A 22,290-nucleotide genomic window follows, 5' to 3' on the forward strand; every position below is an offset into this window, starting at 1 on the left:
TATTCATTTTCCTTCGGGAGCAGTCGTCATGAACCATCCGAAACACATCGATCCCCGTCTCGATCCGACGCGCACGATCCGCGCGCCGCGCGGCAGCGAGAAAGTTTGCAAGACCTGGCTGGCGGAAGCGGCCTACCGGATGCTCCAGAACAACCTCGACCCGGAAGTCGCCGAGCATCCGCATGCGCTCGTCGTGTACGGCGGCATCGGCCGCGCGGCACGCAACTGGGAATGCTACGACCAGATCCTCGCGTCGCTGAAGGATCTCGAAGAGAACGAGACGCTGCTGATCCAGTCGGGCAAGCCGGTCGGTGTGTTCCGCACGCACAAGGATGCGCCGCGCGTGCTGCTCGCGAACTCGAACCTCGTGCCGCACTGGGCGAACTGGGATCACTTCCACGAGCTCGACCGCAAGGGCCTGATGATGTACGGCCAGATGACGGCCGGCAGCTGGATCTACATCGGCAGCCAGGGCATCGTTCAGGGTACCTATGAAACGTTCTTCTCGGTCGCGAACCAGCACTTCAACGGCGATCCGTCGGGCCGCTGGATCCTGACGGGCGGCCTCGGCGGCATGGGCGGCGCGCAGCCGCTGGCCGCGACGATGGCCGGCTTCTCGATGATCGCGGTCGAATGCGACGAGACCCGTATCGACTTCCGCCTGAAGACGCGCTACGTCGACAAGAAGGCGACGACGCTCGACGAAGCGCTCGGCATGATCGAGGAAGCGAAGCGCGACGGCAAGCCGGTGTCGATCGGCCTGCTCGGCAACGCGGCCGACGTGTTCGCGGAACTCGTCACGCGCGGCATCACGCCGGATTGCGTGACCGACCAGACGAGCGCGCACGACCCGATCAACGGCTACCTGCCGCAAGGCTGGACCGTCGCGCAATGGCGCGAAGCGCAGAAGGTCGATCCGCAGAGCATCGTGAAGGTCGCGAAGCAGTCGATGGCCGTCCAGGTGCGCGCGATGCTGGCGCTGCAGGAACGCGGCGCGGCGACGCTCGACTACGGCAACAACATCCGCCAGATGGCGCTGGAAATGGGCGTCGAGAACGCCTTCGACTTCCCGGGCTTCGTGCCGGCGTATATCCGCCCGCTGTTCTGCGAAGGCAAGGGCCCGTTCCGCTGGGTCGCGCTGTCCGGCGATCCGGAAGACATCTACAAGACCGACCAGAAGGTGAAGGAGCTGATCCCCGACGATCCGCACCTGCACAACTGGCTCGACATGGCGCGTGAACGCATTGCGTTCCAGGGCCTGCCGGCTCGGATCTGCTGGGTCGGCGTGAAGGATCGCTATCGCCTCGGCCAGGCGTTCAACGAGATGGTCAAGAACGGCGAACTGAAGGCCCCGATCGTGATCGGCCGCGACCACCTCGATACGGGTTCGGTCGCCAGCCCGAACCGCGAGACGGAATCGATGAAGGACGGTTCGGACGCCGTGAGCGACTGGCCGCTGCTGAACGCACTGCTGAACACCGCAGGCGGCGCATCGTGGGTGTCGCTGCACCATGGCGGCGGCGTCGGCATGGGCTTCTCGCAGCACTCGGGCGTCGTGATCGTCGCCGACGGTACCGCCGAAGCGCACGAGCGTCTTGGCCGCGTGCTGCTGAACGACCCGGCGACGGGCGTGATGCGCCATGCGGATGCCGGCTACGAACTCGCGCAGCAGACGGCCCGCGAAGCCGGCCTGAAGCTGCCGATGCTCGGCCGCTGAGCATGACGGCGCTCCACCAGGCGCCGGTGATCGCGACGATGATCCGCGCAGCGGATCTCGTCGCGTCGCCATGGAAGAACGGCGGCGGCGTGACGCGCGAAATCGGCGCATTTCCGCCGGGCGCCGCGCTCGACGCGTTCGCGTGGCGCGTGAGCGTTGCCGACGTCGGCACGGCCGGGCCGTTCTCGCGTTTCGACGGGATCGACCGTACGCTCGTGCTGCTGTCCGGCGCGGGCATGACGCTCGCCGAGGAAGGCGGCGCACGCCACGTGCTCGACGCACCGCTGGCGCGCGCGGATTTTGCGGGCGAGGCGGCGATCGACGCGACGCTGCACGACGGCGCGACGCGCGACTTCAACCTGATGACGCGCCGTTCGGCCGCACGCGGCGCGCTCGACGTATGGCGCGCAGGCGCCCACCGCATCGAGCGTGCCGATACCGTGCTGCTGTATTGCGCGACCGGCGAGGCCGCCGTTGAAATCGACGGCACACGCTACACACTGGAAGAAATGGACACGCTGCGGCTCGACGGGTCGCGGCGTGCGTTTGACGTCGTCGTGAGCGGTAGCGGCGCGTTGCTCGCCGTGTCGCTCGCCATCGGCGAACGAGACTGAACGCATGAAACCGACTGTCTGGCATCACCTGAGGCTGTGTCCGCACGGCCATCCCGACGAGACGATCGACGACGCGGCGATCGCCGTCGACGAAACCGGCACGATCGTCTGGCTCGGCGCGATGTCCGCGCTGCCGCACGGTTATGCCCACTGGCAGCGCGAGGATCTGCACGGCGCGTGGGTGACGCCGGGCCTCGTCGACTGCCATACGCACCTCGTGTACGGCGGCACGCGTGCCGACGAATTCGCACAGCGCCTCGCGGGCGTCAGCTACGAGGAAATCGCGCGGCAGGGTGGCGGGATCGTGTCGACGGTGCGCGCGACGCGCGCGGCCGACGAGACGACGCTGTTCGTGCAGGCCGCGGCACGCCTGCAGCCGCTGCTCGCCGAAGGCGTGACCGCGATCGAGATCAAGTCGGGCTACGGGCTCGACCTCGCGAGCGAACGCAAGATGCTGCGCGTCGCACGCCAGCTCGGCGAGCGCTTCCCGGTCACCGTCTACACGACCTTCCTCGGCGCGCACGCGCTTCCGCCCGAATATGCGGGCCGTGCGGATGCGTACATCGACGAAGTGTGCGACCGGATGCTGCCGGCGCTGGCCGACGAGGGGCTCGTCGACGCGGTCGACGTGTTCTGCGAACGCATCGGCTTTTCGCTCGCGCAGACCGAGCGCGTGTTCGAGGCCGCGACGCGGCGCGGGCTGCCCGTGAAGCTGCATGCGGAGCAACTGTCGAACGCGGGCGGCACGGCGCTTGCCGCGCGCTACCGCGCACTGTCCGCCGATCACCTCGAATTTCTCGACGAAGCCGGCATCGAGGCGATGAAGGCAGCCGGTACGGTTGCCGTGCTGCTGCCCGGCGCGTACTACTTCATCCGCGAGACGCAACTGCCGCCGATCGAGCTGCTGCGCAAGCACGGCGTGCCGATCGCGCTCGCGACCGATCACAACCCCGGCACGTCGCCGCTCGAATCGCTGCTGCTGACGTTGAACATGGGCTGCACGCTGTTCCGCATGACGGTGCCCGAGGTGCTGCAGGGCGTGACGCGCCATGCGGCCGCGGCGCTCGGCCGCGCGGATCGCCACGGCGCGCTCGAGGTCGGCCGCCAGGCCGACTTCGCCGCCTGGTCGGTCGGCTCGCTGGCGGAGCTTGCCTACTGGATCGGCCGGCCGCTGTGCGAGCAGGTCGTACGCGGCGGCACGACCGTATTTCGCCGGATGAATGGATAGCCTCATGACCGACACCACGTTGTTTGCAGACCATGCGTACCTGCCCGATGGCTGGCGCCGTAACGTGCTGCTGCGTTGGGACGCGGCCGGCACGCTGACCGGCGTGACGCCCGACACCGACGCACCCGCAGGTGTCGCGCGTGCGGCCGGGCCGGTGCTGCCCGGCATGCCGAACCTGCATTCGCACGCGTTCCAGCGCGCGATGGCGGGGCTCACCGAATACCGCGCGAATCCGGCCGACAGTTTCTGGAGCTGGCGCGACCTGATGTACCGCTTCGCGCTGAAGATCACGCCGGACGCGCTTGCCGCGATCGCACGCTGGCTGTATGTCGAGATGCTCAAGTGCGGCTACACGTCGGTGTGCGAATTCCACTACGTGCACCACACGCAGGACGGCTCGCGCTATCCGCAGATCGCGGAACTCGGTGCGCGCGTGGTCGACGCCGCACGCGCGGCCGGCATCGGCATCACGATGCTGCCCGTGTCGTACCAGTTCGCCGGCTTCGGCAACAAGCCGCCGCGCGACGACCAGCGCCGCTTCATCAATACGCCCGACGGCCTGCTCGAGCTGCTCGATGCGATGCGTCGCGCGGCGCCGGAGCACGGCGGGCTGCGCTACGGCGTCGCACCGCACTCGCTGCGGGCGGTATCCGAGAACGGGTTGCGCGTGCTGCTCGAAGGGCTGCCCGACGATGCGCCCGTGCATATCCATATCGCCGAGCAGACGGCCGAAGTCGACGACTGCGTGCGTGCGTACGGCGCGCGCCCCGTGCAATGGCTGCTCGATCGCTTCGACGTCGATGCGCGCTGGTGTCTCGTGCATGCGACGCACGTCGACGCGGCTGAAACGGCCGCGCTCGCGAAGCGTCGCGCGGTCGCCGGCCTGTGCCTGACGACCGAAGCGAACCTCGGCGACGGTGTGTTCCCGGCCGTCGACTATCTCGCGCAGGGCGGCGTGATCGGCGTCGGCTCGGACAGCCACGCGTCGGTCGACTGGCGCTCGGAATTGCGCCTGCTCGAATATGGGCAACGGCTCGTGCATCGCGCGCGCAACGTGCTGGCGAGCGATACGCAGGCGCATGTCGCCGATCGGCTGTTCGACGCATCGCTCGCGGGCGGCGCACAGGCCAGCGGGCGGCGTGTCGGTGCGCTGCGCGAAGGGTGCCGCGCCGACTGGCTCGTGCTCGATCCCGATCATCCGGCGATCGCCGAACACGACAGCACGTCGTGGTTGTCGGGTATCGTGTTCGCGGAGCACGGCGAGACGCCGGTGCTCGACGTCTACACGGGCGGCGAGCGCGTCGTGAGCGGCCGCCGTCATCGCGACGAAGCCGTCGCGTATGCCGACTACCGCGCCGCGCTGGCGCAACTGCTGCGCTGACGCGCGCAACCGGCGCACGCCGCATGCGTGCGCCGGCAGACCTCCAACGGTGATGCGACATGACTGAACAACCGGCTGTATTCACGCTGAAGCAGGGCACGCTGCCGCTGCTGATCTCGATTCCGCACGCAGGCACGCACATCCCCGACGACATCGCCGCGACGATGACGGCCGACGCGCGCTTCGTCGACGATTGCGACTGGCATCTCGAACGGCTGTACGGATTCGCGGCCGACCTCGGCGCATCGATCCTCGTACCGTCGCATGCGCGTTACGTCGTCGACCTGAACCGGCCGCCTGACAACGAGAACCTGTACCCGGGGCAGGACACGACGGGGCTCGTGCCGGTCGATACGTTCGACAAGGCGCCGCTGTATCCGGCGAACGCGTTGCCCGGCAACGACGAGATCATGCGTCGCCGCGACCGCTACTGGCTGCCGTATCACGAGGCGCTGCAAGGCGAGGTCGCGCGCCTGAAACGCGAACACGGCCGCGTGCTCGTGTGGGAAGCGCATTCGATCCGCTCGCACGTGCCGCGCTTCTTCGACGGCCGCCTGCCTGACTTCAACTTCGGCACGTCGAGCGGCGCGAGTGCCACGCCGGGCCTGGCAGAGGCGCTGGCCGCGCGCGTGCTCGAACATGGCGGCTATACGGCCGTCGCGAACGGGCGCTTCAAGGGCGGCTACATCACGCGTCACTATGGCGTGCCCGATACCGGCGTCGAGGCCGTGCAGCTCGAGCTCTCGCAGATCACCTACATGGAAGAGACGCGGCCGTACGCGTATGACGAAGCGCGTGCGGCGCGGATTGTGCCGCTATTGCAGACGCTCGTCGAAACCGCGCTCGCGCATCGTTGAACACGGGCCGCACGGATGCGGCAGCGCGGCGGAGCAGGTGTGTCACGGTCCGGCGGCACGCAGCGTGCTGCACCGATGCAATGCACAACACGGCATCGATCCTCGAGATCGGTGCCGTTTTTTTTCGTCCGGCTTTCGTCTGATCGATGTCGTCATCGGCACCTGAAAATTTGACGCAATTTTTAGGTGATATAAGCTGAATGTTAGGAAGTCGTCACGCGCGCACCGGCGGCGGGGCCATCGATCGTGGCCGCGCCGCACCGGAATGCGCTGCGAGACACCTTGCCGACGTGTCGTCGCGCGGCATTGCCGCATGCGCATCATCGCGACACGTGTCCTGCTTTTATCAGTCAGTCGAGCACCATCGTGAAAGCCGCCAGCCCTTCGATACGCCGGACGCGAAGTCCGTCGGCGGGCGCGCCGCCTCAGGCCGGGCCGATCCGGCATGCTGATCGCGGCACGCGTGCCGCCCCTTTGCGCGAGCCTCGTTTCTTCGCCATGTTCCATCGCGGCCTGCGCCGCTTCAATCTCGTGACCGCGCGCGTGTTCAGCGCGGTGCAGTGCGACGGCAGCGCATCGTTGTTGCCCTAGCGTCGTTTTCCGCTTCCGTTCCGGGTCGCACCGCCTGTTGCCGCATGGTCCGCGCGGCAGGATCGCGCATGGGCACGCGCCGCGTCGTGGTGCGCGCGTGCGGCGCCGGCGCGACCCTTCATCGTCACGCGTGCGAACGTGTCGCGCGCGATTGCCGGAGAGACACCCATGCGTGTTCGCCCGATCGTAGCCGTCACTGCCGACCGCATCCTGCGCGGTGCGCATCCGAACCACACGGCGGGGGAGAAGTACCTGGCCGCGCTCGTCGACGGCGCCGGCGTGCTTGCATTCGTGTTGCCCGCGCTCGGCGCGCGCCAGCCGGCCGACGCGATCGTCGCGGCGGTCGACGGGTTGCTGTTGACCGGTAGTTATTCGAACGTCGAGCCGCATCATTACGGCGGTGCCGCGAGCGCGCCCGACACGCTGCACGATCCCGCGCGCGACGCGACCGCGCTGCCGCTGATCCGTGCGGCGATCGAAGCGGGCGTGCCTGTGCTCGCGATCTGTCGCGGTATGCAGGAGCTGAACGTCGCCTACGGCGGCACGCTGCATCAGCGGCTGCACGCGACGGCCGGCTTCGACGATCACCGCGAGCGGCCGGCCGATCCGCTCGAACGGCAGTACGGCCCCGCGCACGTCGTGCAGCTCGCGCCGGGTGGCCTGCTGCAGCGGGTCGCGCGCGGCGCGCAGGAGGCGACGGTCAATTCGCTGCACGACCAGGGTATTGCCCAGCTCGGCGCGGGGCTCGTCGTCGAGGCCAGCGCGCCCGACGGACTGGTCGAGGCCGTCAGCGTGCGCGGCGCGCGCGCGTTCGCGCTCGGCGTGCAGTGGCATCCCGAATGGCGCTACGCGGAACAGCCGCTGTCGCGCGACATCTTCGCGGCATTCGGCGCGGCGTGCCGCACCCGCATGACGCATCGCATTCATGCAGCCGGTGGCGCGATGCCGTCGCCGGCCGCATCCGACGTCGACTGATAGAGGCCGATCATGCAACCCGAACTGAGCGAATTCCTGCGACAGCACCGCATCACCGAGGTCGAGGCGATCATTCCCGACATGGCCGGCATCGCGCGCGGCAAGATCATTCCGCGCAACAAGTTCGAATCCGGCGAGTCGATGCGCCTGCCGCAGGCCGTGATGGTGCAGACCGTCACCGGCGACTATCCGGAGGACGGTACGCTGACCGGCGTGACCGACCCCGACATGGTGTGCGTGCCCGATCCGTCGACGATCTGCCTGATTCCGTGGGCCGTCGACCCGACCGCACAGGTGATCCACGACTGCGTGCACTTCGACGGCTCACCGGTCGAGATCTCGCCGCGCTACGTGCTGCGCCGCGTGCTCGACCTGTACAAGGCGAAAGGCTGGCAGCCGGTCGTCGCGCCCGAACTCGAGTTCTATCTCGTCGACATGAACGCCGATCCCGACCTGCCGCTGCGTCCACCCGTCGGCCGCACCGGGCGCGCGGAGACCGGCCGGCAGTCGTATTCGATCGAGGCGGTGAACGAGTTCGATTCGCTGTTCGAGGACATCTACGAATACTGCGAGATGCAGGGGCTCGATATCGAGACGCTGATTCACGAGGTCGGCGCCGCGCAGATGGAGATCAACTTCGTGCACGGCGATGCGCTGTCGCTTGCCGACCAGGTGTTCCTGTTCAAGCGCACCGTGCGCGAGGCGGCGCTGCGCCACAACATGTACGCGACCTTCATGGCGAAGCCGATGCAGGACGAGCCGGGCTCGGCGATGCACATCCACCAGAGCCTGGCCGACGCGCGCACGGGACGCAACCTGTTCTCCAACGAAGACGGTGCGGTGTCGCCGATGTTCCACAGCTATCTCGCGGGGCTGCAGAAGTACACGCCCGCGTTGATGCCCATCTTCGCGCCGTACATCAACTCGTATCGCCGCCTGTCGCGCTTCATGGCTGCACCGATCAACGTGCAATGGGGCTACGACAACCGCACGGTCGGCTTCCGCATCCCGCAGTCGGGCCCGTCGGCACGCCGCATCGAGAACCGTATTCCCGGCGTCGACTGCAATCCGTACCTCGCGTTTGCCGCGACGCTCGCGGCCGGCTATCTCGGCTTGACCCAGCAGCTCGCACCGACCGAGCCGATCGCGTCGGACGGCTACAACCTGCCGTACCAGCTGCCGCGCAATCTCGAGGAAGGCATTTCGCTGATGGCGGCCAGCGCGCCGCTGGCCGGCATTCTCGGCGACAAGTTCGTGAAAGCGTACCTGGCGCTGAAGGACACCGAATACGAAGCGTTCTTCCGCGTGATCAGCTCGTGGGAGCGCAGACATCTGCTGCTGCACGTGTGAGCGTGCGGCACCGTTATCCGGAGGAAACATGACCGATCGAAACGAAGCCTTGTCACCGCATTCGACCGCGGATTATCGCGCGCTCGACGCCGCGCACCACATCCACCCGTTCTCCGACATGGGCGCGCTGAACCGCGCGGGCAGCCGCGTGATCGTGAAGGCCGACGGCGTCTACCTGTGGGACTCGGACGGCAACAAGGTGATCGACGGGATGGCCGGCCTGTGGTGCGTGAACGTCGGCTACGGCCGCAAGGAACTCGCCGACGCCGCGTATCGCCAGATCCAGGAACTGCCGTTCTACAACACGTTCTTCAAGACCACGCACCCGCCGGTGATCGAGCTTTCCGCGATGCTCGCGGAAGTCACGCCGGCCGGCTTCAACCACTTCTTCTATTGCAACAGCGGCTCGGAAGGCAACGACACCGTGCTGCGCCTCGTACACCAGTACTGGCGCGTGCAGGGGCAGCCGCAGAAGAAATACGTGATCTCGCGCAAGAACGGCTATCACGGCTCGACGATCGCGGGCGGCACGCTCGGCGGGATGGGCTACATGCACGAGCAGATGCCGTCGAAGGTCGAGCACATCGTGCACATCGACCAGCCGTATTTTTTCGGCGAAGCGGCGGCCGGGGAAACGCCGGAAGCGTTTGGTCTCGCTCGCGCACAACAGCTCGAGGCGAAGATCCTTGAACTCGGCGCGGAGAACGTCGCGGCGTTCATCGGCGAGCCGTTCCAGGGCGCTGGCGGCGTGATCTTCCCGCCGTCGACGTACTGGCCGGAAATCCAGCGCATCTGTCGCAAGTACGACATCCTGCTCGTGGCCGACGAAGTGATCGGCGGCTTCGGCCGTACCGGCGAATGGTTCGCACACCAGCATTTCGGCTTCGAACCGGACCTGATCACGATGGCCAAGGGCCTCACGTCGGGCTACGTGCCGATGGGTGCCGTCGGCATTCACGAACGCGTGGCGCGGCCGATCATCGACAACGGCGAATTCAACCACGGTCTCACGTACTCGGGCCACCCGGTGGCGGCGTCCGTCGCGGTCGCGAACCTGAAGCTGCTGCGCGACGAAGGGATCGTCGAGCGCGTGAGGAACGACATCGGGCCGTACTTCCAGCGCCGGCTGCGCGATGCGCTGGGCGACCATCCGATCGTCGGGGAGATTGCGGGAGCGGGGCTGGTCGCCGGCGTTCAGCTTGCGCGCGACCGGAACCGGCGCGAGCGGTTCGGTGCGAACGTCGATATCGGCACGATCTGCCGTGACTTCTGCTTCAACGGCAACCTGATCATGCGCGCGACCGGCGACCGGATGCTGCTGTCACCGCCGCTCGTGATTCGCGAGGTGGAGGTCGACGAGATCGTCGACAAGGCGAAGCGCGCGTTCGATGCGACGGCGCAGCGGGTGGGGCGCGCGCAGTAAGCTGGCGCAGCCTGGCGTGCGCGCCGGGAAACAGGCGCGACGCCAAAACGAAAAGGCCCTGCATCGTGAGATGCAGGGCCTTGAATTCTTTGGTGGGCGGTACTGGGATCGAACCAGTGACCCCTGCCGTGTGAAGGCAGCGAGCTATCTGGATAGGGTATGGATGCCTGTGCGTGGTCAGGTGCCATCCCCAAACCCGTCCAGACCATGAGGGCGAGCGCCCCGGTGACGCTGGCTGCGCGCAGACTGCTAAGTGCTCGTTGCCAGACCGAAGCGCGGTCTGCGTCCAGTTGGCATTCGATTTCTGCCAGTGTCTCAAGTGGGGGCAGGCCTGCCACTTCTGCGAGCAGCATGATGTCGGCGGCATCGGGCTTGCGACGGCCCGCCTTCCACTCGCTTATGCGCGAATGCGGGCGTCCGATCTTCTCGCCGACCGCGAGCTGCGACCCGGTCGCTTTCTTGGCACGTTCGATCAGTTCCGCAATATCCATACGATATCTCTTGACGTGTACCAGATTGGTACGTAGGATTCCCAAAACGGTACATGTACCAATCAGGTAATGTGCGCAGTCTATCAGTCTGACGAGAAAGGTAAACCCCGCGTTGACGGGGCCATATCACAGCCAAACGGGGGTAGGTGGTGCCGAAATACCAAGTTCATGCCTACACGCAGTGCGGTCACAACCGCGTTGCCGTCATCGATGTAAGCGCCCGAGGTGTTGAGGGTGCTCGCGAAAAGGCCCGCGCCGCTCTGCGTCGGGCAGGCCGTAAGCCAGACCTCTGCACGTTGGTTCCGGTGGAAGTCTCCCAGCCTCGCAACCCGTTTCCCCTGTAGTCCACCGCGTCGCAATTCACCCTCGGATGGTGCGGTGTTTTGTGGACGGCTGGCCTAGCGTCCACCTTTTTCGAGTTCTAGCGCGTTCGTCGCGCATTGTGTTGGAGCCTGAACGGCTCTATTCATCGTAAATAGCAGTCCTAAATGAAAGGTACCGTGATGAGCAAGCAAAAGTTGACCATTCTCCAAGTGATCCAGCGCGGCGGCATTTCGAAGCGCACCGGCCAGCCGTGGGAAATCCACACGGCGCAATGTGTGCTGGAGCAGGAAAGCAGCGACGGAAAGCAAATCCTCGTAGGCACGATCAATCTGCCCGCTGCACTGAAAGACTCTCCGACTGGCGAGTATCTCGCTGAATTCGCCCTGCAACAGTCGATGGAGGGCAAGCTCGAACCGCGCATCGTGTCGCTGGTGCCGTTTGGTCGACCCACGGCTAAGGCTGCTGCTTCCGCCGCTTCGTAATCCGTCAAGGAATCCCGGCTGTTCGCAGTTGGCCCGCGCGAACGGCCCCATACACCCGGGCCAGAACCTGAGAGAGAAAGAACATGAAGAAACTGTTTGCAGCAGCTACGGCGGTCGTGAGCGCGGGCGCATTTGCGGCAGGCGAGGGAATGCCGACGATGGACGTGTCGCAGGTCGTCGAGTCGATCAAGGGCATTGGCCCGAACATCGTGCTCGTCGGCGGTGCGGTGCTGGCGCTCGCGGCGGTGACCTATGGCTACCGTGTGGTCAAGGGTTTCATCGGCCGCTAAGCACGCAGCGCGACGAGCCCCCGGTATGCATCAACGCACCGGGGGCTTTTTTCATGGGATGGATCGGATGAAACGTTGGCTGTGGTTCGCGCTGCTTAGCGTCGCGTGGAGAGCTCACGCAGCGCAAGGGATAGACGTGGTGGTGTGTGGCGCGGCGTCCGGTGCAGCGGCGACGGATGCTCAGGTGCCTTGCACGTTGTCGGATGGTTCGGTCGGTGTGCAGCAGGTCGCGCATTTAACTCTGGTCAACAGCGGGGCGGTCGGCGATGCGCCTATCTCGGGTGGGGTTGGGGCGGGCTTGGAGGTTGGCGGCGCTGTGTTCCTCGTTCTTGCCGTCGCGTTCGGCTTTCGCTCGCTGCGTCGGTTTCTTGAATCTGCTTCGGAGAGCTAGACATGCTTTGGTACTGCATTGTGTTCGGCGTCACGGTCGCGACGATCTACGGCGCTGCCGTGATCCTGATGGTGTGAGTATGCGAAATAAGACCCGGGGAGTCTGGTTGGCGCTGTTCGCCGTGTTCGCGATGATGTGCAATCAGCAGGCGCATGCACAGGCACTGCTTGCGCCGGTAGAGAGTTTCGTGATCAATCGCGCTGAGGCAGCGATTGTCACGCGTATTGCGATTCAGCGCGGTTTTGCGGCGAACGACCCGCGCATTGCAGCAACGCTGGCGGGTATGGGGAAGGCGTCAACGGCGCTTAACGTCGTTGGCACAGGGGTGGGCGCTGTCCTTGCATTCGCAGGCGCGCCAGTTTGGGCAACCATTTTGGCGGGTGCGGGCATCATCGCGGTCGGCGCGGCCTTGCAAGTCGGCTTCGCCAACTTGAAGTGGAATGAAGCGTCGATATCGATCGATGTTAGTGAGGCGCCAGCCAGTGTTGGTGATAGCTACGCGGCTATACCGCCGCCCGCCGCTGGGGTGGACCCCACTTACAAGAAATTGTTGGCGCCTGAGCTATGGGCGGCGCAAGCGGGTATTCCGACCTATCGCAACGGCTACTGCCCTGAGAAGGATCCAGTGTGCAACGCTTACCCGTTTACGCCGGGGGCTGGCATGACTACCGCTAACTTTTGGCTCACCCGCGGGTACCACGACATCCTTCCAAGCACGTTGGATCAGGCCGCCCAGTTCACTTGGTACGTGCACTACTACAACGGACATTGTGGGTTGGCTGCTGGCTGCTCTGGTGATGACGATAACGTCAGTTCGGTGCGTCTGTTCTTTGCGCCAGTATCGAACATACCGGGCAACCCGATCCGGATGTACACCACAGAGACCGGGGCAAAGAGCCGTGTGGACAGCCAGGGCAGGAGGGGGCCCTATATTGGTTACGTCAACACCTACCAAGACAGCTTGTTTCAATACCGGAACGAACTGGTGCCGGGGCTAGTGGCCGAAGATATGTCGAAGCTCTGGCCGAAGCTTCCGTCTAAGGTTGCGTCGCTACCGTTGCCGACGTCAACGATTGCTCAGCTTGTGGACGAGACGTGGAGGCGTGCGGCGGCAGACCCGGACTATCAAGGGCTGCCATATGAGCGGGTGTACGACGGGTTAGTGGAACCGTGGGTCAAAGAGAATCCGCAGCAGGTGCCGACGTTGGGCGAACTGTTCACCGCTCCCGCACATCGGGGCGAGCACGTCGTTATCAGTCCCATCATTCAGCCCGACCCGGCTACGAATCCGAATCCAGGCACAAACCCCGGAACCAACCCGGGCACGAATCCCGGCACGAACCCGGGAACCAATCCGGGCACGAATCCCGGTACGAACCCGGGCACGGACCCCGGAACCAATCCGGGTACGAATCCGGGCACGAATCCCGGCACGAATCCCGGAACCGACCCGGGCGCAAATCCCAATCCGAAGCCGGACCAAAAGTTCTGCGCACTGTATCCCGATGCATCCGCTTGCGCCCCGCTCGGGAGTGCGAACGATGTGGATGTGAAGCGCGATTCGAAAAGCATTTCGTTGTCGCCGATTTCTATCGGCCTGACGAACGGTGTCTGCCCGCAACCTTTTGAGGTCGAGGTGTTCGGTGCACCACTCAAGTTCGATTACTCGCCGGTCTGCGAGCTGGCGTCGAAGCTCAGGCCGCTGGTGCTTCTGCTCAGCGCGCTTGCGGCGGGCCTTATCTTTGTTACGGGGTTGATGGCATGAGTTGGGCGGGACTGCTGGTATCGCTGGTTGGCCCGATCGTCACGCGAGTGTTGCTCGCGCTCGGCATCGGCTTTGTGACCGTCACGGGGATCGATTTGGCGATGAATCAGGTTATTGAGTGGATGACCGCGAGCGTGGGTGGGATTCCCTCAGATATCGCGAACGTGCTTGCGCTCGGTGGTGTGGGAGAAGGCATTGCGTATGTGCTCGGTGGTCTGTCGGCTCGCGTGTCGTTCTACCTGCTCACGTCGACGACGAAAATGGTGTTCAGCAAATGATCACACTGATAACGGGGGTGCCGGGTAGCGGTAAGACGCTCTACGCGGTTTGGCTGCTCAGGAAGATCGCCAAGGATCGCCGGGTACTTGTAGACGGCATTCGCGATCTGGCTATCGAGCACGTCGAGATTGACGAGCCGTGGTTGCGGCAATGGCATGTGAATGCGCAGGCGCACGACCTGATTGTCATCGATGAGGCGCAACGCATCTATCCGCCGACGACGGCGAGTCAGAAGCCGACGCCGGATGTTGAGCAACTGCACGTCCATCGGCATGTGGGCGTTGACTTCATCATCATCACGCAGCATCCGCAGCGGATTAGCAAGACGGTTCGCGATCTGGTTGGGCGTCACGTGCATGTGCGTAACCTGTTCGGCTTGAAGCGGGCGATGCTCTACGAGTGGGATCACTGCCACAACCCGAGCAGTTTGAAAGATGCGGTCAAAACACAATGGCCGTATCCGCGCGACGTGTTCAAGCTCTACACAAGCGCCGAAGTTCATACGAAAAAGCAGGCGGTCATTCCCAAGGCGCTGTTCCTTCTTCCGATTGGGGCAGTGCTGTTCGTCGTGCTGGCCGTGAAGGTCTATCACAAGGCGCAAGACGGGTTTGGTGTGGAGCCGGTGAGACGTGTTGAGCCTGTCGCGTCCGGCAACGCTGCAACAGCTGCGCGTCCCGCTGAGGCGGCTAAGTCGTCGGAATGGCGGGTTGCCGGTCGTTACTCGGTCGATGGGGTGAGCTATGTCGTGTTGGTCGCGCCGGATAGCCGGTTGCGTGCCGTACCGCTCAACGGGTTCAGTGGGCAGGGCGTGAGTTTGGCAGGTGAGGCCGACGGCAAGACGGTGGCGGGCTGGACGGGTGTGCAGGTCGGAAAGATAGAACAAACCGGGGGTGTGAAATGACGCGGTACGGCGTGGTGATTGGGGCGTTGATGCTGTCGGGCGCTTGTGTGGCTGCTACTGGCGTGGTGCCGCCGCTGCCGACCGTACCGATCGACGCGAGCATGATGAATAGCGCGTCGCCTGCGGCTCCACTTCCTGCGGCGCCAGTGCCGATCCCGTTGCGGCATGTGCGGGGCGCTGCGTTCGATCTGCGGTTCGTGACGGTCGCGCAGGTGGTCGATTTGATTTATCAGGACGCGATGCATACTCCGTATGTGCTCGGGCCGGACGTGCTTTCCGACAATCGCATCGTGTCGTTTCGTTTGGACGACAACAATCGTGACGTGCGCGCCGTGATGGTGGATTTCCTCGATTCGCTCGGTTTCCAAGTCGCCACGAAAAACGGCGTCGATTACGTGATGAAGAAGCCGGGTGCTGCGTTGCCGAAAGCGGAGCAGGAGGTCTTTGTATACAAGCCGCGTCATCGCAAGGCTGACTATCTGCGCGAAATGATCGAACCGTTGATAGGTGCGCGCTCGATGTTGCCGGTTGCCCCGGCTATCACTACGCCGGTGCAGGCGGCTGGCTCGGTACAGGTGCCGGGTTCTGCGCCGGTTGATGCGACGAACGGTGTGCAGGGCATGCATCAGCTTGCGGGCGGGGTGCAGGCACGCGGCGGCGATTTGGTGATTGTCGGTTCGCGTGATGAGGTTGCCATGCTGCACAAGGTGGTTCCCGAGCTGGACACGGCACCCGGTGAGGTGGTGGTGCGCGGCTGGGCCTATGAGGTGACCAACACCGATTCGACAAATACCGCCTGGAGCATCGCGGCGAAAGCTTTGGGCGGTCAGCTTCGCATCTCGAGCGGTGACACGTCTTCAGACACAAGCGCGGTTCGTTTCACGGGGCCGGGCATCGATGCCGCGATATCGGCGCTCAATGCGGATTCGCGGTTCAAGGTCATCAGTTCGCCGCACGTGCGGATCGCGTCGGGTGAGCGGGTGCGCCTGAACGTCGGGCAGCAGGTGCCGACGCAATCCAGTGTGAGCTACCAAGGGTCGAGCGGCACGCCGGTTCAGTCGATCACGTATCAGGACGCCGGGTTGATTTTCGATGTCGAGCCAACCGTGATGCGTGACGTGATCGAGCTGCGCGTGCATGAGGAAATCTCCGATTTCGTCACGACGAAAACCGGCGTCGATACGTCACCGACGAAGAATACGCGCCAGTTGCAGACCGTCACACGGCTGGCGGACGGCGAGGTCGTGGTGCTGGGCGGGCTGATTCAGGATCGGAATGCGACGGCGCGAAGCGGTTACGCGTGGCTGCCGAGCTTTCTTGATGGTCGGTCAAGCTCGAAGCAGCGGACGGAGGTTCTGTTGGTTCTGCAGGTGCAACGGATTTGATCGTTGTCGGCGGATCGATGAGGTCGAGGAGCCCGGATACTTGAAAGTACGCGATTGTTCCGGCTGCTAGCGCGACTGTCGCGATTTTGATTGGTGAAAGTGTGTAGTTGGCGACTGCGGCTTTGGGGCGGTGCGGTGCTGGTGGTGCGGTTGGCGTGGGCGCGCTGTGCGACGTATGGCCCTGCTGCGCACGCTTCTCCTTCTCCTTGTATTCCTCGCGATACCAGTCTCGGTCGTACATGCCCATCTGTGGCCTCTCGGTAGTTTTGTGGGGGAGATTGTAAGGCGGTGCGGCGCGACGGGCGGCGTCCAGCGTCGGGAGTGTCCGGCCGGGATCGCAGCGACGTAGGGCGGCGGCTTGGTTGCGGAGTTGTGGCGGTTGTCGCGCGGCTCAGCGCGGCCAGCCGGACCGAGTAGCGGGTACTCGCGATGGCGGGTAACGAAGGCGCGGCCGGGAAACCCCCTCCCTCCTGAAAGCCCGCTGCGGCCGATGGGGCTGCGGCGAGGCAGGCGAGGGCGTAGGCGGTTGCAGGTAGATGGATGGGGGTATGGCTGCGGGCGGCTCGCCCAGCGCAGCAGAGCGCGCCGGGCGGGCCGCGCGCAGCGCGGCCCCTAAACTTGTATCAGGGACACTTAACGGATACGGGACACGGACGCCAGCATAGAGCGAGGCGGAGCAAGGACAGAAAGGCAGTTCATAAAAAAGAAAAGCCCTGAACGCGGCAACGGTCAGGGCTTGGTGAAACAGCGCATTACAAGGGTGATTGCAATGCACGACGCAAGTATAGGCGACTTCTCGCCGTTTCGTAGAGAGTGGGTGATCCGTGGCCGGAATTTTGGCGACGGTCAGGTCGAAGTGACGGCGACGCGGTTCGATCGCTACATGGGCGCGCTGTCGTTGAATGCGATGCCCAAGGCGAAGCGCGGCGAGTCGGAGAACAGCGAATCGAACCTGATGGACGCAGCGAAACGCGCAAAGCAACAGGTGCGGCTCCGCTGTAAAGCGATTGGAGCGGATCGAATGATCACGTTGACGTACCGCGAGAACATGCAGGACAAAGCCCGCCTGAAGCGTGATTTCGACGCGCTGCGCCGTCGCCTGTCGAAGCTCTCTAGCTTCCAATATGTGGCGACGCCGGAACGTCAGAAGCGCGGCGCATGGCACCTGCACGTCGCCGTCAAGGGCCGTCAGAACTACCGCGTGCTGCGCTCTATCTGGCAAAGCATCGTGGGCGTCGGCAACGGCCAGGTCAACGTGCGGAATCCGTTCAAGGAAAAGGGGCTGCGGCACAAGCTCGCAGCCTATCTCGCGAAGTACATCACCAAGGATTTCGCGGAGCACGCGCTGAACGAAAAGCGGTACTGGACGAGCCGCGGCGTCGTCGTCCCGGAAGTCATGCCGATCGATCACATCACGTCGAACGATCCGGCTGAGGCGTTGAAACTAGCGTTCAAGGCGGCATTGCGTGCAGGTGCGACATTAGACCGTTGTCAGGCATTTTGGCGGCAAGAGTTAGGGGTGTTCTGGTTATCGACGCGAGAAAATTAGAATCAATATTGGTAATTAATTATTGATTCGCGCTGTGGGTTTAAACGTCGATATTATTCGGATTCAACGGCGTGAGAGGGCTGGTGAATGACATTCGAAGAAGTAATAGACGTATACCTCGCGTCGAAAAATAATCGAAGCAGGCAACGTGATCTGTACGCATTGAAGCGGCTCAGGCCGTATTTTTCTGACCGGGATTTGTGCGTGCTGAAGCGGGCCGACGTGAGACGGTACATTGCAGTTCGGCAAGCGGATGGTGTTCAGGAATCTACAATACAGCGTGAATTGAGGGTTTTTTCTGCGGCCATAAATTTTGTGCGATTGGAATATGATCGGCCCGATTTGCCGAATCCGGTTATTAGGCTGGCTATGTCGTCTGGGGCGGCTCGGGTTCGGTGGATCAGTCGGCAGGACGCCGACGCACTGGTGATATGTGCGTCACGCTTCGCACGTCGGCCGCATTTGCCAAACTTCATTCGTCTTGCTTTGCATACCGGTTGCCGGAAAAACGAACTGCTGAAACTCGAATGGTCGCGGGTGGATTTTGATCGAGCGGTTTTGTCGCTGGAGCCGAGCGATACAAAGAACGGTAAGCGTCGCGTTGTGCCGCTGAACGATGAGGCAATGGCGGCGTTAAGACATCAGCGCGAGTGGGTGCGGGTGACAGCGCCTCGTTCGCCGTGGGTGTTCGCGGTGGCGTCAGGGGATCGGATGACGACGATTCAGAAGGGTTTTCGCGCCGCGTGTCTCCGCGCGGGGATCGATGATTTTAGGGTGCACGACTTGCGCCATACCTTCGCTTCATGGCTCGTCATGGCGGGCGTGTCGCTGTACGTGGTGAAGGATTTGCTGGGGCACTCGTCGATCACGGTGACGGAGCGGTACGCGCATCTGGCGCCGCACATGGGGCGCGAGGCGGTACGGACGCTGCATGCCTAGGCGCGGGGCGGTGACTGTCAGATGAGGTTTTACGTCAAATAAAGGGGGCGGAATGCTATTGACTGTGGCACGATGTATTATAGATCGTGCCGTTATCTTCTAAAGGTTGTGCCATGAAAACGTTAGATGTGTCTCAGGCTGCTGCTGCTGCGCACGCCGGCGGTGTTCTGTCCGCCGTCCTCAAAGCTGAGGGCGGTTCATTCTACGTCGAGCTGGAGACGCGGACGGCCGGAACGGCTGTGCTGGTCACGTCAAACAATCGCCGGCCGCGTGCGTTTCGGAACCCCGTCAAGGCGCTTGAGGTGATCCGCGAGCTTGGGTTGCAGTCGGGGCGTTTCTCGCTCGAAGCGTGGCGACCGGATGAGGTCGAGATCGAGCGTTCGAGCCGTCCGGATCGTGCGGCGGCGATGAAGCAGACGCACGCGAATGCAGCGGCCTACGACAAATGGTTGCGCGAGCAGGTGCAGGAATCGATCGACGACCCGCGCCCGAGTATCGAGCATGAGGACGTAATGAAGAAAGCTCTGGCTCGCGTCGAGTCGATGCGAAAGGGGAAGCGTGCTAAGACTTAAGTGGCGGCCGTTGGCCGAGGAAGACCTGTTGTGTATCGTGGAGTTTATCGCGGAGGATGATCCGGATGCCGCATTAGCCCTGGTGCAGATGATTCGTGAAAAGGTCGAGGGGCTGAGAATTCGCCCGAGGCTGTATCGAGCGGGGCGCGTTTCCGGAACGAGGGAGATGGTGGTGCATCACAACTACGTTGTCGTGTACAGCGTTGATGCAGACTTGGTGGAGATTCTGAACGTGAAGCATGCCCGGCAACAGTGGCCGGACTGAAGGGGCGCGCGAACAGATGCCGCCAGGGCGATCGCGAGGTAGCCAGTTTTCTTGGCTGGGGCTGCTTGTGAGATCGTCAAGTATGTTCAAAGGGATTCGACATAAAACATGGAAAGACTGCCGGAAGAACTCCATTTAAGTGATAGCTACCAATTCAGTGTGACGGTTGAGAACGGTGAGAACCGTTTTGTCGGTGAATTGCAGTTGAGCCCCAGCGGCTGCTCGTTAGTAATTAGAGGAGATTTGTCTGAAGGCCGTTCTGCTAATTTTGGTTGGGAAGATATCGATCAGATCACTTGCGACGGATTTGACGGCACTTTTCATCTCTACGGCCTTAAGTTCTCTGGCGGGGGCAATCGCTGGTTGCAACGGCATCCGAAGTCCGTTGTTCACTTTGAGAACAGGTATCGCGTATCGCATGTTATTTTCAGTAGGGCGAATATCTATAGTAATCCTACTTTCGTCGGATTTGATTTTCACTCGTCATCTGTTGCCCAATGGGTTGGATATACACGGATGCAGGACGAGATCGTGTCAAAGTATCATGGCGGTACGTTATTTCCGTATTCTGGAGACTCGTTCACGGAATTTTCGCAACCAATTGAGGGGCTGGGGAGCATTGCGGTTCGTTATTGCCCGAGCACTCGGTATTCGGTCAGCGACTTCTCGATGAGCTTACGGTTTGCGCCAGTGCTATCGCTCGCGCTTGACGTGGCCATGAGTGGGCCGAAGATTATCGAGATTGTGAATGAAATTGACACGTTGTTCTCGTTTTTGTTCGGCGCGAGTCTCGACCTGAATAAGGTGACGTTGATCGCGTCAGATGGTCGTATGCTGCCGATATCGTTATATTTTTCTCGCACACGGGACAAGAGCGGTGAGAAAAGATATCTGTTTTTTCCGCTGGGGATAAATCTAAAAACTGATCAAATGGGCTTGCCGTCGCTCCCAACAGCTTTGTTCTCGATCTACTTCTGCCTTCCTAGAGACGAAAGATTGCGTTTTTCAAAGTACATCAGGTACAGGCGTCTGGAAAACCCAGAAGAGCGATTCTTGGGATTTTTTCGGTTGCTTGAGAAACTCTGTTCCCAGAAAGAATCATTTCTTCCGGGGGAAAAGCTTGGTTTACTTCTGGAGCGCGTCAAGCCACTGCTCGTTAAATATTTTGACGATGAGAAAAATGTTGGGCGGGTTATCGAAAGAATGCCCGACTGGAACAACTCAAAGCTTAATACTGAGGCGTGCGTCATAAAATTCTTAAAGACTCTGCCGTCAGGCTTGCGCAAGCGGTGGATTTACGACGCGAGCGATATCCAAGGAATCTGCCGCTTGCGGAACGACTTGACGCACGCGAATGCGGTGGAGCCGGATCCGGACGATATTGAAAAGAAGGCGAAGTTCATCGAGGCGCTTTTGGTCACGCGCTTGCTGATAGCAATTGGTGTGTCTGTCGAAAGCGCTGCCGCGATCGCACCCAGACTTCCCGGCCATGCTCTCGCGGAGAAGCCGGTAGAAGTGCGCATCACTACGGGAGGACGGTGACTCACGGCGGGCTTGTCATAGCCGAACGTCGACAGTCTGCCTTGCGCTCCTCGGTAAAGAGGCAAAAAAAAAGCCCTGCGAGTGCAGGGCTTTCTCTTTGCCTAGTGGCTTCGCGCTGGCGCCGGAGAAAACTGCTCGATCCAGCGTTTAACGCGTCGCCACAAGCGGCGAATTCTTTGGTGGGCGGTACTGGGATCGAACCAGTGACCCCTGCCGTGTGAAGGCAGTGCTCTACCGCTGAGCTAACCGCCCAAAGAAGAAAAGATTATGTCAGGAGTTTTGGGGTCTGTAAAGCACTTTCTGCAAATATTGTTCGAGTCCACGCAACGACCGGTCAGCCGGCCGTCGACGGCTCGACGAGATCGAGGATCGACCCGTCGCGCTTGAGCGTCGCGAGCACGATGCTCGAGTTGATCGACATCACGCCCGCGGCGCGGTGCAGCCGGTTGATCACGAAATCCGAATAGTGATCGAGATCGCGCGCGCGAACCGTCAGCACGTAGTTCGACCCGCCCGTGACGATCTGCGCCGCGATGACCTCCGGCCATTGCTGGATCGCCTCCACGAACCGGTCGTGCCACTCGGGTACGTCCGGCCGCATCGACACATGCACGAGCGCCTCGAACGCGACGCCGACCTTCTTCGGCTCGATCGCGCAGCGATACCCGGCAATGGCGCCGCGTTCCTCCAGCAGCTTCACGCGCCGCAGGCATGCCGACGGCGACAGTGCGACCGCGTTCGCGAGGTCCTGATTGCTGATGCGTCCGTCCCGTTCGAGGTGCCGGAGGATCCGCATGTCGGTTCGATCCAGGGTCATTTCGCAGAATCCGGTGAATTTTGAGATGAGATGCGCAGACTCTACTGCAATCGGGCTGGTTCGTCATCGAAAAGTGAAGCTCATTCTATTTCGTCCTCGATAACATGCGCCCCATGTCCCGGCCGCTCATCCCGACGCAACGTGGTGCTGCCGGTTGTACCG

Annotated in this window: 22 protein-coding genes, 1 tRNA gene and 1 pseudogene; 21 read left to right on the forward strand and 3 right to left on the reverse strand. The window is 62.8% G+C overall.

The window, feature by feature from the left end; genetic code table 11:
* Window positions 1-28: 28 nt before the first annotated feature.
* The 9 genes from hutU (at window position 29) to G3O06_RS21925 (ending at window position 10,136) form a co-directional block, all read left to right on the forward strand.
* Window positions 29-1,717 (forward strand): urocanate hydratase, encoded by a 1,689-nt coding sequence (hutU, locus tag G3O06_RS21885; RefSeq protein WP_174917710.1) that lies wholly within the window; start codon window positions 29-31, stop codon window positions 1,715-1,717.
* A gap of 2 nt (window positions 1,718-1,719) precedes the next feature.
* Window positions 1,720-2,331 carry a HutD family protein gene (locus G3O06_RS21890; RefSeq protein WP_205817486.1) on the forward strand — a complete coding sequence of 204 codons (612 nt, stop codon included), beginning with the start codon at window positions 1,720-1,722 and terminating at the stop codon, window positions 2,329-2,331.
* Between the two features lie 4 nt (window positions 2,332-2,335).
* Window positions 2,336-3,559, forward strand: a complete 1,224-nt coding sequence (gene hutI / locus G3O06_RS21895; RefSeq protein WP_011352606.1) for an imidazolonepropionase — start codon at window positions 2,336-2,338, stop codon at window positions 3,557-3,559.
* Between the two features lie 4 nt (window positions 3,560-3,563).
* A complete protein-coding gene (locus G3O06_RS21900) occupies window positions 3,564-4,940 on the forward strand; it encodes a formimidoylglutamate deiminase (RefSeq protein WP_205817487.1) in 1,377 nt (458 codons plus the stop codon).
* A 59-nt stretch (window positions 4,941-4,999) separates the two neighbouring features.
* Entirely contained in the window at window positions 5,000-5,797 is a 798-nt protein-coding gene (gene hutG, locus G3O06_RS21905) for an N-formylglutamate deformylase (RefSeq protein ID WP_174967281.1), read from the forward strand.
* 366 nt (window positions 5,798-6,163) lie between these two features.
* Window positions 6,164-6,388 (forward strand): hypothetical protein, encoded by a 225-nt coding sequence (locus tag G3O06_RS21910; protein ID WP_174917715.1) that lies wholly within the window; start codon window positions 6,164-6,166, stop codon window positions 6,386-6,388.
* Between the two features lie 168 nt (window positions 6,389-6,556).
* Complete coding sequence (locus tag G3O06_RS21915) at window positions 6,557-7,363, forward strand: gamma-glutamyl-gamma-aminobutyrate hydrolase family protein (protein ID WP_205817488.1); 807 nt, start codon at window positions 6,557-6,559, stop codon at window positions 7,361-7,363.
* 12 nt (window positions 7,364-7,375) lie between these two features.
* Window positions 7,376-8,713 carry a glutamine synthetase family protein gene (locus tag G3O06_RS21920; RefSeq protein ID WP_205817489.1) on the forward strand — a complete coding sequence of 446 codons (1,338 nt, stop codon included), beginning with the start codon at window positions 7,376-7,378 and terminating at the stop codon, window positions 8,711-8,713.
* A gap of 28 nt (window positions 8,714-8,741) precedes the next feature.
* Window positions 8,742-10,136: an aspartate aminotransferase family protein gene (locus tag G3O06_RS21925; RefSeq protein ID WP_205817490.1), complete on the forward strand. Its 1,395-nt coding sequence runs from the start codon at window positions 8,742-8,744 to the stop codon at window positions 10,134-10,136.
* Window positions 10,137-10,363: 227 nt separating this feature from the next.
* Here the strand turns inward: G3O06_RS21925 and G3O06_RS49130 are convergent.
* Window positions 10,364-10,627: pseudogene (locus G3O06_RS49130) on the reverse strand (helix-turn-helix transcriptional regulator); the annotation flags it as partial.
* A 503-nt stretch (window positions 10,628-11,130) separates the two neighbouring features.
* On the opposite strand from G3O06_RS49130, the gene G3O06_RS21930 reads away from it, so the two are divergent.
* From G3O06_RS21930 to G3O06_RS21985, 12 genes are all read left to right on the forward strand, one after another.
* A complete protein-coding gene (locus G3O06_RS21930) occupies window positions 11,131-11,433 on the forward strand; it encodes a cellulose synthase (protein ID WP_124596560.1) in 303 nt (100 codons plus the stop codon).
* A gap of 83 nt (window positions 11,434-11,516) precedes the next feature.
* Window positions 11,517-11,723, forward strand: a complete 207-nt coding sequence (locus G3O06_RS21935) for a major capsid protein (protein WP_205817491.1) — start codon at window positions 11,517-11,519, stop codon at window positions 11,721-11,723.
* A 67-nt stretch (window positions 11,724-11,790) separates the two neighbouring features.
* Window positions 11,791-12,114, forward strand: a complete 324-nt coding sequence (locus G3O06_RS21940) for a major capsid protein (RefSeq protein WP_205817504.1) — start codon at window positions 11,791-11,793, stop codon at window positions 12,112-12,114.
* A gap of 79 nt (window positions 12,115-12,193) precedes the next feature.
* A complete protein-coding gene (locus G3O06_RS21945; protein ID WP_205817492.1) occupies window positions 12,194-13,879 on the forward strand; it encodes an IgG-binding virulence factor TspB family protein in 1,686 nt (561 codons plus the stop codon).
* A complete protein-coding gene (locus G3O06_RS21950) occupies window positions 13,876-14,157 on the forward strand; it encodes a DUF2523 domain-containing protein (protein WP_205817493.1) in 282 nt (93 codons plus the stop codon). Before G3O06_RS21945 ends, G3O06_RS21950 begins: the two co-directional genes overlap by 4 nt.
* Window positions 14,154-15,059 (forward strand): zonular occludens toxin domain-containing protein, encoded by a 906-nt coding sequence (locus G3O06_RS21955; RefSeq protein WP_205817494.1) that lies wholly within the window; start codon window positions 14,154-14,156, stop codon window positions 15,057-15,059. Before G3O06_RS21950 ends, G3O06_RS21955 begins: the two co-directional genes overlap by 4 nt.
* Window positions 15,056-16,444, forward strand: a complete 1,389-nt coding sequence (locus G3O06_RS21960) for a type II secretory pathway protein (RefSeq protein WP_205817495.1) — start codon at window positions 15,056-15,058, stop codon at window positions 16,442-16,444. Before G3O06_RS21955 ends, G3O06_RS21960 begins: the two co-directional genes overlap by 4 nt.
* A gap of 769 nt (window positions 16,445-17,213) precedes the next feature.
* Entirely contained in the window at window positions 17,214-17,993 is a 780-nt protein-coding gene (locus tag G3O06_RS21965; RefSeq protein ID WP_205817505.1) for a hypothetical protein, read from the forward strand.
* An 87-nt stretch (window positions 17,994-18,080) separates the two neighbouring features.
* A complete protein-coding gene (locus tag G3O06_RS21970; RefSeq protein ID WP_205817496.1) occupies window positions 18,081-18,932 on the forward strand; it encodes a site-specific integrase in 852 nt (283 codons plus the stop codon).
* A 113-nt stretch (window positions 18,933-19,045) separates the two neighbouring features.
* The gene (locus G3O06_RS21975; protein ID WP_119566586.1) at window positions 19,046-19,504 is read left to right on the forward strand and encodes a hypothetical protein; all 459 of its coding nucleotides are present in this window, start codon (window positions 19,046-19,048) and stop codon (window positions 19,502-19,504) included.
* A 10-nt stretch (window positions 19,505-19,514) separates the two neighbouring features.
* Window positions 19,515-19,769 (forward strand): type II toxin-antitoxin system RelE/ParE family toxin, encoded by a 255-nt coding sequence (locus G3O06_RS21980; RefSeq protein WP_205817497.1) that lies wholly within the window; start codon window positions 19,515-19,517, stop codon window positions 19,767-19,769.
* A gap of 108 nt (window positions 19,770-19,877) precedes the next feature.
* Entirely contained in the window at window positions 19,878-21,311 is a 1,434-nt protein-coding gene (locus G3O06_RS21985) for a hypothetical protein (RefSeq protein ID WP_205817498.1), read from the forward strand.
* A gap of 177 nt (window positions 21,312-21,488) precedes the next feature.
* Here G3O06_RS21985 and G3O06_RS21990 read toward each other — a convergent pair.
* Window positions 21,489-21,563 (reverse strand) — tRNA-Val (locus G3O06_RS21990).
* A gap of 82 nt (window positions 21,564-21,645) precedes the next feature.
* A complete protein-coding gene (locus G3O06_RS21995) occupies window positions 21,646-22,128 on the reverse strand; it encodes an Lrp/AsnC family transcriptional regulator (RefSeq protein ID WP_174917730.1) in 483 nt (160 codons plus the stop codon).
* Window positions 22,129-22,290: the final 162 nt, after the last annotated feature.

Origin of the sequence: Burkholderia sp. Ac-20345 (genome assembly GCF_017104825.1) — a bacterium.
Classification (GTDB): domain Bacteria; phylum Pseudomonadota; class Gammaproteobacteria; order Burkholderiales; family Burkholderiaceae; genus Burkholderia; species Burkholderia lata_B.